Origin of the sequence: Streptomyces sp. NPDC058086 (genome assembly GCF_042885015.1) — a bacterium.
In the GTDB taxonomy this organism is placed as follows: domain Bacteria; phylum Actinomycetota; class Actinomycetes; order Streptomycetales; family Streptomycetaceae; genus Streptomyces.
Genome location: NZ_JBHVST010000024.1, coordinates 8896 through 23301, shown reverse-complemented (window position 1 = coordinate 23301; position 14406 = coordinate 8896). Strand labels below are relative to the sequence as shown.

Below are 14406 nucleotides of genomic sequence, written 5' to 3'. Positions count from 1 at the left end.
GAGGCGGCTCCCGGGTCTCAGCCGACGACCGCGGCGCGTACGCACAGCACGTCCGGCAGATGCGAGACCAGTTGCCGCCAGCTGTCCCCGTCGTCCGCCGACGCGTACACCTCGCCATTGCGATTGCCGAAGTACACGCCCGCCGGGTCCGCGCCGTCCGTGCAGAGCGCGTCGCGCAGCACCGTGCCGTAGTGGTCCTCCGGGGGCAGCCCCGAGGTCAGCGGATCCCAGGTCTTGCCCGCGTCCTGCGTGCGGAAGACACGACAGCGCCGGTCGGCCGGGACGCGGTCCGCGTCCGCGTTGATCGGGAAGACGTACGCCGTGTCGCCGCGGTGCGGATGCGCGGCCACCGCGAACCCGAAGGTGGACGGCAGGCCCGCGCCGATGTCGGTCCACTCGCCGCCCGCGTTGTCGCTGCGGTACACACCCCAGTGGTTCTGGAGGTAGAGCCGGTCCGGGGTCGACGCGTCCTGTGCGATCTTGTGCACGCACTGACCGAACTCCGGGTTCGGATCCGGCAGGAACACCGCGGAGACACCGGAGTTGGACGGCTCCCAGCTCGCCCCGCCGTCGTGTGTACGGAACACCCCCGCCGTGGACACGGCGACCGTGACGGCCCCTGGGTCACGCTGGTCGGTGAGGACGGTGTGCAGGCCCTCGCCACCGCCGCCCGGCACCCACCGTGACCGGGTGGGGTGCTCCCACAGGGGCCGGACCAGCTCGAAGGACTCGCCTCTGTCCTCGGAGCGGTACAGCGCGGCCGGCTCCGTGCCCGCGTACACCACGTCCGGCTCGGCCGCCGCCGGGTGCAACTGCCACACCCGCTCCAGGGAAGCCCCGGTGTCCTTGGGGAACTTGACGGCCGGCTGAGCCGGTTCGGTCCACGTCCGTCCCAGGTCGTCGGAGTGGAAGACGGACGGACCCCAGTGCGCGCTGTCCCCTCCGGCCAGCAGCCGTGGTGTCTTGCCGCGGGTGTCGATCGCGACCGAGTACACGGCCTGCGCGTTGAAGTACGGACTCTCGTCGAACTCCCACGCGGCGCCGCGCCGCCGCCCGATGAACAGCCCCTTGCGTGTACCGACGGTGAGCAGTACCTCGGCCATGCCGATCACCTCCGCGACGACGTCGTCTCAGACATCGGCCAGTCTGCACCCCGGCACTGACAGTCTCCCCTGTACGCCGCATTACCGCAGGTCAGCGGGGTGGCGTCGAGCATCGGCGACGTCTCGTCCCGGCCGACGCGCCCACGGGCGAGGGACGGCCGGATTCCTGGAACGCACGGGTCGTGGGACTCGTTGTGAGCATCGGAGGGACCGATCCCGTATGGGAGGGCGATGTGGCATGTCCGTGCGGTCGTGAGGAGGATGCCATCGATGGCGGCATTCCGTGGTCCGAAGGCTCCGAAGGTGTGGCTGTGGCGATGGCGGCGCAATCCGCTGCGGCGTCGCAGTGACGCGCTGGAGGCCTGGATCGTGCTCGTCGCCTGGGCGCTCACCGCGCTCGGCGGGGTGCTCACCGGTCTGCTGGCGACGCAGTCCGTGGAGAACGGCCTGGCCAGGCAGCGGGCCGAGTGGCACTCCGTTCTGGCGCTGCTCAACGACGACGTGCCGAAGTCGACCGCGTCGGCGAACGACGCCGACATGGTCTGGGCGAAGGTCCACTGGAGAGCGGCGGACGGCTCGCCGCACGCCGGCCAGGCCCGGGTGTCCGTCGGCAGCCCTGCGGGCACCCCGGTGACCGTATGGACGGACGCCGACGGCCGCCTCGTCACCAAGCCCCCCACGCCCTCCCAGGCCCAACTGCGCGCCGCGCTGGTGGGCGTCCTGGTGGGGGTGAGTGTCGCGGGTGTGCCGTTCATCGGCGGACGGCTGGTACGCGGACGCATGGAACGGCGGCGCATGGCGCAGTGGGACGAGGACTGGCAACGGGTCGGGCCCCTGTGGGGGCGGAAGACGGGCTGAGGAGACCCCCGGGGGGTCAGGCCGGATCGTGGTCCCCCTCCGGTGCCCAGGCGGCGGTGAGGAGGGATGCCGTGGCGGCCGCGGCGTATGTGGACGACGCGAGCCAGGCGCGGGCGTACGCCTCCGGGTCGGCCGGCCGCAGTCGGCCCAGCGCGTCATGGCGCCGGTCCGACGCCGTGTCCACCAGTGCCCGCGCGCACGCGGCCCCCGTGGCCAGACCCACCGCGGCGAGCCGACGGGGGAGTTCGCCGTCGGCCACGGCGGCGGTGACGGCGCGCCCACCCGCGACCGCGCGGTCCACGGCCCGCCGCAGGAGGTCGAGTTCCGTGGGAAGCGCGGGGGTGGGGGTGGACGGGATGACGGCCCTCCCTGTCCTGGGCAGGTGGGTGCGGTTGAGGCGGCGCAGCCCGAGGTCCGCGCGGATCGGGTCACCGTCCGCGCCCTGCCAGGCCGCGGCGAGGGCGCTCACTCCGCTCGGCCGGTCCGCCGCGAGCCGCGCGACGAGGCGCACGGACAGACCGTGGGCCCCCGCCAGAAGCCGGAGGTTCTCGACGTAGGGGAGTTCGGGACGCTCGTCCGGCGCCAGGAGGCGCACCGTGGGACCGCCGTCCACGGCGAACCCTCCGCCGGTGATCGTCCCGGTGAGAAAGAGCAGGTCACCGCCCGCGTCCCGCTCCTCGGCGGGCTCCGCCGACCACCTCAGCGCGGCGGCCACCTGGTCGGCCGGGGAACGCCGCCAGAGCGTGTCGAGCGGCTCCTCGTGCCAACGGGCCCCCGACGCCTGTACGGAACGGACCACGCCGCCACCGCCGATCCGCCCGTCCGGCGAGACGGTCGGGTCGGTGAGGATCGCGCCGCCGTGGTCGCCCAGTTCCCGCAGGGTGAGGGCGCTGCCGCCGGGGACCGCGGAGCCCGCGGCCTGCCGAGCACGGTCGGCGTCGCCCGGCGCCACGTCGGACAGCGAGCGGAGCCGACCGTCCTGCGCGAGGGCGTACGTGACCGCCCCGGCGTACCCCGAGGCGGTCACGACCGGCTCGGTGAACAGACCGCGCAGCCGCAGCGAACCGTTCGCCACATAGGCCCGACGTGCGGTGCCGATCAGATCCGGGTCCGGTGCGCGGCCCAGCCCGTCGGCGACGGTCAGCAACTCCGCCAGCTCCGAGGCCAGTTCGGGCAGCCGGAACGCGGGGTCCCCGGTGCCCGCCTCGGAGAGCCGCCGTGCCACCCGGACGGCCGCGGCCGCGGCACGGTGGAGTCCGGCGACGCGCGCCGAGTGGGCGGCATGGAGGAGCGCGGCGCGGTGCACGGCACCGGAGCCGGTCACTCCGGCTGCCAGTACGGCGGTCGCGGCCGCCCGGAGGGCGTGCACCGCCGCGGACTGCGGGGGAGTGAGGCGGAGGGACCCGGTCTCCGGAGGGACAGGGGGAGGGCCAGGGGTGGAGTCGTCGGTGTCCGACGGAACGACAGCCGTCGGCTGAGGGCCGTCCGTCTCCTCCGCCAGCGGTGCCAGCGTCAGGACCGCCGCGCGGTGCAGACACGCGGGCGCGAGCAGACAGCTGCACACGGCGTCTTCGGCGGATGTCACCACCCCGGCCGTGGTGGTGAGGGTGACCGTCGTCGCGTCGTCGACCCGCACCACGACCGTCGCGTCCGTAGCGGCGACAGGCCAGTTCGCCGCCTTGGCCGCGGCCGAGTCGGCTCGTTTGCGCAGACGGGTCGGGAGCGACTCCAGCGCGGCGGCCGCCACTTCGGCCGTCACCGGGGGGAGCGTGGTCATCGGCGCGTACCTCCCATGCGTTCGCCCACCCAGCGGGCGAGTTCCAGCGGGCTGAGGGCCGCCACCGGCATGCCCGCGGCCACCAGCTGCCCCGCCACACCGGTTGAGTAGCGCGGTCGGCCCGTGTCGTCCAGCGAGGCGCAGCCGAGGACATGGCAGCCCGAGTCGACGAGTGCCCGCACCTCGGACAGCAGCGGGCCCACCGGACCCCCCTCCTCGAAGTCGCTGATCAGCACGATCAGCGTGCGGGAGGGGACCGTCACCAGTGAGCGCGCGTGCCGCAGGCCCCGGGCGATGCTCGTCCCGCCGCCGACCCGCACCTCGAGGAGCAGCCCGAGGGGATCGTCCACCTGGTCGGTGAGGTCCATGACCTCCGTCGAGAAGGCCACGAAGTGCGTGCTCAGCGCCGGGACCCCGGCGACCACGGACGCGGTGAGCGCCGCCCAGATCGTCGACGCCTCCATGGACCCGGACACATCGACGACCAGCACGAGCCGCCAGTCCGCCGCCTTGCGGGCCCGGGTACGGAACACCGGCCGCTCGGGCAGGACCGTCACCGCTCCCGTCGCCGGATCGCGGCGCGCCGTCGCGAGATTCGCGCGCACGGTGCGGGCGAGATCCAGGGGACCGCCCGGTCTGCGGGTGGGCCGCGGATGCGCGAGACCTGCGAGGGCGGGCCGCAGTCTGTGGGCGAGGGCGTCCGTGAGCTCCTTGACCAGTCGGGCCACCAGCGGACGAAGCCGCGCGAGTTGCTGCTCGGGCATGCCTCCCGCGTAAGAGAGGACCGTCCGCAGGAGCTCGACCGAGGGGCGGGCCGAGGCGGGGTCGAGTTCCTGCAGGGCGTCGACGCGTCCGGCGTCGGCGGCCGCGGCCAGCACCTCTTCCCGTACCCCGGGTCCGAAGAGTGCCGCGAGCTCCTCGGACCAGCTCCGCACATCCGGGAACGACGCCTCGCTCCCGCCGCCGGCACCGGCGTCGCCGGGCTCTCCGACCCCCTCGCCGCGGCCGCTCCCGTACAACTCGTCGAGTGCGCGCGCGATCCGGCCGGGCCGCCCCGTCAACTGCCGTGCCCTGCCCAGCAGGAGCCGCCAGCGATCGCCGGGGCCGAGACTGTCGGGCACGGCGAGACTGTCGGGCACGTCAGGGCTGTTGGGTACGGCGGGACTGTTGGGTACAGCAGGGCTCTTGGGCACGGCGGGGTTGTCGTGAGGGGCCTGATGCGAGGTCGGAGACGGCTCCGTGCCCAGGGAATCCAACCCCGCTGTCGCCAACGCAGTCCGCCCCGCCAGATCCGCCGCCGCCATCCGGGCCAGGAACCCCGGCTCCGCCACCGCGTCCGGCAACTCGCCCACCGCGCGGCCGGTGCGGTCCTCCACCGCGGCGAGCATCCGGGACCGGGCCGCCGGCGCCAGGACGTCGAAGCCGGCGCGCAGGGCCGGCAGACGGTCGAGGAAGGCCCGGTCGGTGAGCGACTCGACGCGCTCCAGGAGCGGGTCCACGGCCTCGCCCGTCTCGAGCAGCGGACCGGCGGCGAGCAGTGTGCCGCGCAGGAACGCGGCGAGGTCGGAACGGAGCTCGGGAGTCACCGCACCGTCGACACGGGAGGCCAGCCGGGTGCCGAACTCCGTCGCCTCCCGCAGCCCCAGCAGCACTCGGGCGGCTCCCGCGGCGCCGCGGATCAGCGGAGTGCCGTCCTCGTCCAAACGGGCGAGGGCGTCCGCGAGCCGGAGCCCGCCGCCCGCGCCGTCCACCCGGGTGGCGAGGTCCACCAGAGCGTGGGCGTCGGCGGTGTCGGTGGAACCGGTCAGCCCGTCGAGCGCGCGGACACCGGCGGCGCCCAGCTCCTCGTACGCCGCCTCGATCCGCTCCTTCTCCCAAGGGGCGGGCAGCCCCGGCACATGCCCCGCGCCGATCCGGCTCAACAGGTCGAGCCCGCCGAGGAGTTCGGGCAGGGAGCCGGACGCGGGCAGTAGTTCGGCGACTTCCGTGAGGCGCTCCGAGGCGAGCCCCGGGAGGGCACAGCGGGCCGCGTCCTCGAACCCGGCGAGCACCTGGGCCGCGGTCGGACCGCCGTCGCGCCGCTCCGCCGCCCGTCGCCGCGCCAGTACGCCGCCGGCCGCCTGCTCCAGCGTCACTCCGTGAACGCCGGTCACATCCAGCATCGCAGCGGTCGAGGGCGTCCAGGTCACCGTCCACCGTGTGGTGAGCGCGGCGCCGTCGCCGACCCCCGTGACGCCGGCCTCCTCGCCGTAGGGAACACGGCAGACCGCCATCCTGCGCAGACAGATCTCGCGCCGGCGGTCGAGCTCGGACCGCAGCGCGTCGAGCCGCAGCTCACGACGGGCGGGAGCGGCGGGGGACGGCAGTGAGAGTTCCGCGAGGAGGCCCTCGACCGCCGGGCCAAGTCCTGAGCGTGGCGTGCCGGGGGCGAGCCTCCCCTGCCGGTCACCGACGAGCATCCGCTCCATGGCCGCGGCCACCACCCGTCCCCGACCCAGCAACTGGCCCTGCGTGAGCACCGTCTGCACCGCCTCGACCAGCTCCCCGCGGCCCGCGGCGGGCAGCCCGCGCAGCGTGGCCAGGTCCCGCGCCACCCGCACCACCTCCCGGGCGTCCGCGGGGCCACTGGGATGCCCCGTCTCGCGGACGGCGGCGCAGATCCGCACGGCCGTCGCCGTCAGCAACTCGTCCAGCCGCCCCGGCTCCCCGGCCGCCCGGAACACCCCCCGCTGCCACTCCGGATCACGTATGCCGGCCGGATACCCCGACCGCTCGTCGAGCAGCGGGTACGAGTAGGGCACGAGGGAGGTGATGACCGAGGGGACGTCCTCCGCGGGACCGGCACCCGAACCCACCGGACCGGCACCCGAACCCACCGGACCGGCACCCGAACCCACCGGATCGGAACCAGTCCGCTGCAGCGCCGGCGCGTGAAACGCCCCGATCACCGCCGCCGTACGCCGCCCTGAGTACTCGGCCAGCCGTCCCCGCATATGGGCCTCGCGCCGCAGGTCGTACGGGTCCACGGCGTCCTCTCCCGTGTCCGCCCGCAACGCCCAGCCGACGAGCAGCGCGGCGCGCCGCAACTCCTCCGCCCCGGCGCCCGGCGCGCCCGACTCCACCAGCCGGGCCCACAGGTCGTCCTCCGTCCGGCCCCCGGCGCGCGCTCGCAGGGCGGCCGCCAACCGCCCACGGCCGCCACCCGCACCGCCCGCGCCCGGCTCCTCCGCCACCTCCCGCGCCCCCTCGTCCGCGTCCCGTGCGGCCAGAGGCAGGTCGAACGGCACGACCGGCACTCCCGCCTCCCTCGCCCACCGAATCGCCGCCAGCTCCGGGGAGAACTCGGCGAAGGGCAGAAAGACCACCCCGCCGTGCTCCCGGCTCCCCGCCAGCGCCACCGGTGGCACCGTCGCCGGATCCCCCAGATATTCCAGCCACGGCGCGAACTCCTCCGGCAGCTCGATGAGGAGCACCTCCGGCGCCGCCGCCGACAGCATCCCCGGCACGGCCGCCGCGAGCGCGGGCGAATGGTGCCGCACACCGATCAGGAACGGCTCCCGACACTCGGCCAGCGCCTCCAGAGCCGCCTCGGGCGACGCTGCCGAGTCGGCCGCCGCCTCACACGAGGTCATCGCGCAGCTCCCACAACGTCCGCCACAGCGCGGCGCCCTGCTCCGCGCGCCGCCGCACCGGACCGTCCCAGTAGCCCAGCAGCCGTGCGTGATCGGCCGGGTCGTCCTTGCGCACCGTGCCGAGCAGATGGCCGGGCAAGGTGCGCACGACATCCCTGCCGTCCCCGAGATACGCGGCGCCCAGGCCCATCGACGCGGCGACCTGGACCGCCTCCGCCGTCGACATCACCGTGGTGGGCCGTTCGACCTCCCAGCCCTCCGCGCTGCGGCCCGAGCGCAGATCCCGGAAGGCCGTGACCAGTGCCTCCAACACCGCGTCGTCCACGGAGAAACGGGCACCCGAGCGGGCGAGCGCCGCCGTGGCCTGGCCACGGACCAGCTCCGTCTCCGCGTCGAGGTCGTCGATCGGCCCGACGGTCTCGAAGTTGAAGCGGCGCTTGAGGGCGGCCGACATCTCGGAGACACCGCGGTCACGGAGGTTGGCCGTCGCGATCAGCGTGAACCCCGGCACGGCGTGCACCGTGCCGTCCCCGTCCGGGCCACCGGCCAACTCCGGTACGGCGATGCGCCGTTCGGACAGCAGGGACACCAGGGCGTCCTGCACCTCGGGCAGACAGCGCGTGACCTCCTCGATCCGGGCGACGGCTCCCCGGGTCATCGCCGTGAGCACGGGTGAGGGCACCATGGCCGCGCGGCTCGGCCCCGCGGCGAGCAGCATCGCGTAGTTCCAGCCGTATCTGAGCTGGTCCTCCGTGGTGCCCGCGGTGCCCTGCACGGTGAGCGCGCTGGTGCCGCACACGGCGGCGGCCAGCAGTTCGGAGAGCATCGACTTGGCGGTGCCGGGCTCGCCGACCAGCAGGAGACCCCGCTCGCCCGCCAGCGTCACCACACACCGCTCGACGAGTCCCCGCTCGCCAACGAACTTCCGTGACACGACGAGCCGTCGCCCGTCCGCGCCGCCCAGCGTCTCGCCGTCCGAACCGCACACGAACGTCACCACGGCACGCGGGGTCAGGTGCCAGCCCGGCGGTCGCGGCCCCTCGTCGTACGCCGCGAGAAACGCCAACTCCTCGGCGTGACGGTCCTCGGGCAGCTCGATCTGCCGCGCGCCCGTCACGCTCGACACGCCCGTTACACCGGTTACGCCCACCGCTTCTGTCACGTCCGTCCTGGTCGTCGCACCCGCTGCCGTCACCCCGCTCGCCGTGGTCTGTACGTCGCTCATGCCCTGCCTCCGCTCCGGCCGCCCCGGCCACCTCTGCCGCCCCGGCCACCGCGCCCGGCGAACTCCTCGAACCCGGGCGCGTCACCCTCGACGCCCCTCCGCCAGGCGCGCGCGAACAACTCCGGCACCGGGCAGTCCGGCACCACGAAACCGTGGGTCGTCTCCGGCAGCAGCGGGGTCTTCCAGCTCTCGACGGGCAACCGCGGAGCCTTGTGCTCCAGCCAGCCGCCGGGCAGGAACTGCGCTCGCCCGGCCCGGGACCGCTTCGCCTCCACCACCAGCCCGGCGGCGGCCAGTTCGGCTCGGGCCCCCTTCAGCCGCGCGGGCTTCCAGCCGGTCCAGGCCGCCTGGTTGCGGTCCGTCGGGTCCGGTAGCGCGAGCAGCATGAGATAGAGCCCGGCCGCGTCCTCGGAGAGCCCGCAACTCTGCGCCGCCTCGGCCACCAGCTCCGGCACACTGTGGGCCGGGTGCTGTGCGGCTCCGGGAGGGCCGTCCGCCGTGATCAGGGCGGTGAACTCCTCGCTCAACAGCGTGCGCAGCGACTGCAGTTGGCCGCTGTCCCGGCTCAGCCCCGCGAGCAGTTTCAGGGCCGGGTGATCGGGTCCGCCCTCCTCGCCCGCCTGCGCCAGCACGGCAGACGGCCGCAGCCATACGGTGTCCCACTCCGAGCGGTGCCGCATCGGCGCCAGCACGATCGCGGGGCCCGCCCGCAGCAGGCCCTCCTCGTCCCCGCCCCCCTGGGCGGGCAGCCCGAACGTCTCCCGTACCCGGGTCGACACCGTGTAGCCGTCATTCCCCCAGGTCAGCCCGAGGTCGAGCAGCAGCCCGGGGTCGGTGAGGCGTTCACGGAGCATGCGCAGGGTCTCGGGCAGCGTCGCGCGCAGCGGATCGCCGTACGGCAGCCGATAGGCGAGCCAGCGCAGCATGCTGACGTACGCGGCCAGGGTGGATCCGGTGAACAGGGCCTCAGCGTCCAGCGGTTCAAGTCCGTTGCCCCGCAACCGCTGCTCGGTGCGACGGGTCAGCTCGGGGCGCGCCTGCGGGTTGAGGACGGCGTCGAGCATCCGGCCCGGACCGATCTCGCTCACCATCCGCGCGATCAGCTCGGGCGGCGCCGCCCGCCGCTGCCCCCGCCGCTCGATCCAGATCCGTACGACGGGCTCCAGGTCGAAGCCGTCGGTCCACAGCCGCTCCATGTGTCCGGGATCCGTGGGGAGCAGCGCGGCGGTGAACAACTGCCGTTCCTGCACGGAGAGTTCACCGAGGGCGCTCCGGGCGGCCTGTGCCTCCGAGCTCTTCGCGCCCAGCGGCTGCAGCTGCTGCGCGGGCAGGAGCCCGTCCTTGCCGTACGAGTTGAGCCCGGGCAGCCCGAGGAGCAGCAGCGCTCCGGCCACCGCGCTCACCCCCACCCGCTCGGCGAACTCCCGTGCCTGCTCCGGCCGGTAGGGCAGCGGCCCCCGCTCCCTCACGAGTGCCACCAACCGCCGTACGGCGGGCGCCAGGGTCTCGTCTCCGGATGTGCCCCGGATCTCGGACTCGACGAGGGCGAAGCCCTCCCAGGGGCCGAACTCGCCCGCAGGGTCGTACTCGACGGCGTTCCAGTACGCGTCGTCCGCGTCGACCTTCTGACAGGACAGGATCAGCAGCCGCCGGTCGCCCGAGGCCAGTACTTCGCCGACGCGCTCCGGCCGCTCCGACCGGGAGGCCTTGAGCTGTACGACCCGCAGTCGTCCGCGGGGATCGACGAGCACGCCGTCGCCGACCGACAGGACGACGTCGAGGAATTCCAGCAGCCCGGCGCGCTGCTCATCCGGCGTGGTGGGCGCGGCGGCGCGCAGGGCGGCCGCCGCCGTGCCGGGACCGGTCAGCGAGAGCCACGCGACTCCGGTGCCGATGAACGGGAACTTCGCGGGCGCTGTGCCCGGGGCCAACAGCTCGCGCAACGCTCTGAGTTGGTCGACGGCGGTGGTGGCGTGCTGTTCGTTGCCGTAGTAACCGTAGAAGTGTCCGGGAGCGGTGAGCTCCCGCAGCGCCTCGCGCAGGACGTGGTCGTACGCGTGCCGGACTTCCTCCTCCTTGTCCTGGGGTGCGGCGAGCGGCCGCTCGGCCCGTTCGGCGAGCGTGGCGATCTGCTTGGCGCAGCGGGCCGTCTCCTCGACCAACCCGGCCACCCCGAGCGCGAGCCGCTCGTCGGTGACGGCGGGCAGCAGCCGGGCCACGGCCTCCCGCGGGCTCTCGCCGTTCCGGACGGCGGCCAGCAGGGCGGTGGCGTCCGTGTCGGTCACGGCCCGCAGCGCGGCCGAGCCGTGCTCGTCGCGCGGGCGCAGGGCGTGCCAGTACCACAGCGGCGGCAGGAAGCGGGTGCCCGCCGCGTGTACGCTGCCGCGGTCGCCCAGCTGGACACGGGCCACCGACAGGCCGTCTTTGTCGCACAGCTCGACGAACGTGCGGTTCCAGCCCTCCTGCACGGGGTGCAGGACGGCGCCGCCCGGCAGGCGCAGGGGCGGGGCCGGAATGCCCTCGGTGGTCGCCGGACTGCGGCTTCCGTCGACCGAACAGGCCGTCCAGGCACCGGAGTTCCGGTCGTGCGTCACCCACCAGCCGAGGAGCCCGTCCTTGCTGCCGAACGGTGAGCCCTCCAGACCCGGCTGGACCGGCAGCAGCCGGCAGTCCGACTGTGTGAGGACGACGCCCGGGCGCGCGTCGGCGAGCGCCGAGTCGAAGAACGCAGGCACCGACGCCCGGCCGCGCTTGGCGGTGGCGGGATCGTACTCGTGCCACTGGTTCTCGTGCAGCACCCAGTACGAGATGCCGTCCGAGGCGATCTCGCGGCGCTGCTCGGCGAACGTGGTGTCCCCGGCGTGCACGGGCCGGCCGCCGAAGCAGCGGCCGCCGTCGGGCAGCGCGAGCGACACCGGGTGGCCGCCGTACCAACCGCCCGGCAGGCCCGTCGGCTTGAACACGTCGGCGGGGCGCCCGGACCAGACGGCCCGCTGCTCGTTCCCGTACCCGGACGCGATGAGCCACTGGCCGTCCACGTGACGCACGGTCGGCTCGCCGTACTGGTGTCCCTGGGACGGCAGGGTGAGCGTGCGCGCGTCGAGCAGGGCGTCGGAGCCGGCCAGCGCGACCTGGGTCCCGATACGGACGATCAGCGCGGGCCAGGCGTCCGCGTACTGGTACGACCCGCCGTGCGGGTGCGGCCACGGGTGCTGTCCGCTCGTCGGCGGGGCGACCTTGCCGAGGGTGTCCAGGGCCTCTTCGAGGGCGGGCCAGCCCAGTTCGTCGAAGATGCCCGTGCGCAGGGTGCGGCCCAGGACCGGTGCGGGATCGAAGCCGACGATCCGCCGGACGGCCTCCGGTGCCGTCGCCAGTGCGGCGGGTGCCGAGAAGCGGGAGACCTTGGTCAGCAGCTCTTTGAGCCCCGGCAGGCCGACCGGCTCGGCCAGTTCGTCGGCACGGTCCCGGAGCCAGCCCGCCACGGCCGTGCGCAGCTCCGGATGGTCCGCGAGCCGCCGCACGCGGGCCGAGGGCCCGGACGCGGGTGCGTCCGTGAGCGAGAGGCCCTCCACCGCCCTGCGCAACAGGGGAGTGAAGCGCGGGTCGGCGGTGACCGCGGCCAGGTCCCGGCGGCCCGGGCGCTCGTCGTCCGTCCAGTAGCGCAGCTCCAGGCCTTCGGTGCCCGGCGAGGGGTCGGCGACCGGCACACCCGCCGCCAGGGCGGTGTCCAGGAGGTCGAGATCCACGTAGGAGTTCCAGCCCTGCTCGCGCAGCAGCCGCACCGGCTTGCCGTCGGCGATCAGCCGAGGCGCCAGCCGCTCCACCAGGGCGAGTTCCTCGACGAGCCGCTTGCGCTGCCGCCAGCCACGCTGACGGTGCCGGTCCCAGAGGCTCAGCCAGTCGGCTGCGTCGACCGTGCCGTCGAGCAGCAGACCGATCGCCCCGCAGGCGTCGAGCAGCGCGAGCCACGCCGCGTCGAACTCCTCACGCTGATCACCGCCCGTGGACGGCATCAGCGTCAGCAACCGCTCCCGTACCGCCGGATCCTCGTGCGCCAGCTCCGCCAGAGCGGGCAGCGCGGACTTCCAGAAGCTTCCGGCCGCGCGGTTCATGGCCCCCGAGGGGAGGATCTCGGCGAGCAGCGCACGCTCCTCGGCACGCGGATCGAGCCCCGCCCCCTTCGCCAGCCGCCGCAGATCCTCCAGCATGCCCGCGTAGGGAGCGATCCCGGCCGCGCAGCGCTGCGACGACAGTGTCCTGAACTGCTCGTAAGCGGCTGCCCCGGACAGTCGTGCCGCCAGCCCCTTGGCGTGGTCGCGCAGCGCCTTGCCGCTCAGCGCGCCCGCCCCGGCGAACTCCAGGAACACCTCCCGCAGCCGGTCCTCGTCCACGTCGAGGGCGTGCCGCTGCTCGGCCGCCCGGGCCTTGCCGAAGAACGACGCAGCGTGCTGGCGCGACTCCGCCGCCAGGAACAACCGGGCCACCTGCTCGTAGTACGTCGGCAGGAAGTGCGGCACCGAGCGGTCCAGTCGGGTGCCGATCTCGTCGAATCCGTCCTTGGCGTGGCCCGGCTTGCTCGACACCATCCGGGTGAGCCGCTCCATCTCCTTGACCACGGCGAGCGCATGGTGCCCGTTCACCGGGTCGTTGACCAGCGCCCAGGCGGGGAAGCCCAGCGACTGGCGCCTCACCCGGCCCACCGGCGCCGAGTCGGCGGTGCCGAAGCCCAGGTACTCCAGGGCGAGGTCCTCGGCGGGCCCGATCGCCTCGGGCACCAGCCGCACCACCGTGCGCCCCTCCAGCACGGGATGCTCGTACGTCCGCGCCGTCAGCACATCGCCGGCACCCGCGCCCAGCGGCAGTACCGCTCCCGACTCCAGCAGCTGATCCCCGCTCACAGCTCCCCCTCCTCGTCCTCGCCGTTCACCACACGCCCCGCGTACACCAAAGCCGCCATCCGAACCCCCTCCGACCAGGCCACCGGCCCCACCTCCCGCAGCGGCAGCCGGCGCCCGCCCGCGGCCCGCCACTCCAGGCCGCCGGTACGGGTCTCGGACTCCGGGTAGTCGGCGCCGATCCAGTAGGCCGCCTCCACCGCGACCCCGTTCTCGATCAGCGGGCACACCGCGTACCCGCCGCGCACCCGATAGCCGTACGAACCCGCCCGCGCGGTCGCGTGCCGCAGTTCCTCGAACTTCCCGCCCGCGTAGGCGCTCCACTCGAAGGCGGCGCCGTCCCTCTCGTCCGGCCGCGGCCAGACCTCCCGGAACAACTGGCCCGCGCCCTGCTCGACACCGAGCTCCGCCGCGAACTCCCGCAGCTCCTCCAGGTCTTCGAGGAGCACCGGATGCGGTATCACCACCGTCCGCGCGGCGAGCCGGACCGAGTCGCCGTCGAGGTCGACCACGCCGAGGCCCTGCTCCGGATCCGCGTCCCGCAGGAATCCGGCGCGCTCCAGCGCGACCGTGCCGTCCGCGTCCACCGGCGCCACCACCAGATCCCGCAGCGCCCCCTGCCAGGCGGCATCGGGCCACACCCGGGCCAGCAGGTCCGTCGGCACGGGCAGGGAGCGGACGATCCAGGTGTCCACCTGGGAGCGGCACTCCTGCTCATGCCGCTCCAGCCACTCGGCCAACTGCCGCAGCCGGACGACCTCCACGTCGTCCCGCAGCTTCGTGGGCACCTGCTTCAGCGTGCGCCCTGTCGCGTTGCGGCACCGCACCTGTGTGCCGTCCAACGTGACGGCGTACCCACTGGATGTCTCGATCCAACCCATGACAGGACCCCTCCCGAACCCACCTGCAGGCGATG

The 14406-nt window shown here is 74.3% G+C and carries 7 protein-coding genes; 1 reads left to right on the top strand and 6 read right to left on the bottom strand.

What is annotated here, in order from left to right:
* Positions 1 to 17: 17 nt before the first annotated feature.
* Positions 18 to 1103 (bottom strand): WD40/YVTN/BNR-like repeat-containing protein, encoded by a 1086-nt coding sequence (locus ACFVWD_RS20460; protein WP_389597807.1) that lies wholly within the window; start codon positions 1101 to 1103, stop codon positions 18 to 20.
* 270 nt (positions 1104 to 1373) lie between these two features.
* Here ACFVWD_RS20460 and ACFVWD_RS20455 point away from each other — a divergent pair, with 270 nt between their 5' ends.
* Positions 1374 to 1961, top strand: a complete 588-nt coding sequence (locus ACFVWD_RS20455; protein ID WP_389597805.1) for a hypothetical protein — start codon at positions 1374 to 1376, stop codon at positions 1959 to 1961.
* Between the two features lie 16 nt (positions 1962 to 1977).
* Here the strand turns inward: ACFVWD_RS20455 and ACFVWD_RS20450 are convergent, their stop codons facing one another.
* The 5 genes from ACFVWD_RS20450 to ACFVWD_RS20430 are packed head-to-tail and all read right to left on the bottom strand — an operon-like array spanning position 1978 to position 14371.
* On the bottom strand, positions 1978 to 3738 hold the full coding sequence (locus ACFVWD_RS20450; protein WP_389597803.1) for a hypothetical protein: 1761 nt from the start codon (positions 3736 to 3738) through the stop codon (positions 1978 to 1980).
* A complete protein-coding gene (locus tag ACFVWD_RS20445; RefSeq protein WP_389597801.1) occupies positions 3735 to 7370 on the bottom strand; it encodes a DUF5682 family protein in 3636 nt (1211 codons plus the stop codon). The genes ACFVWD_RS20450 and ACFVWD_RS20445 overlap by 4 nt, the downstream gene beginning before the upstream one ends.
* A complete protein-coding gene (locus tag ACFVWD_RS20440) occupies positions 7357 to 8595 on the bottom strand; it encodes an AAA family ATPase (protein WP_389597799.1) in 1239 nt (412 codons plus the stop codon). Before ACFVWD_RS20440 ends, ACFVWD_RS20445 begins: the two co-directional genes overlap by 14 nt.
* Complete coding sequence (locus tag ACFVWD_RS20435) at positions 8592 to 13493, bottom strand: hypothetical protein (protein ID WP_389597798.1); 4902 nt, start codon at positions 13491 to 13493, stop codon at positions 8592 to 8594. Before ACFVWD_RS20435 ends, ACFVWD_RS20440 begins: the two co-directional genes overlap by 4 nt.
* Positions 13490 to 14371, bottom strand: coding sequence for a DUF4132 domain-containing protein (locus tag ACFVWD_RS20430; RefSeq protein WP_389597796.1), 882 nt, complete (start codon positions 14369 to 14371; stop codon positions 13490 to 13492). Before ACFVWD_RS20430 ends, ACFVWD_RS20435 begins: the two co-directional genes overlap by 4 nt.
* Positions 14372 to 14406: the final 35 nt, after the last annotated feature.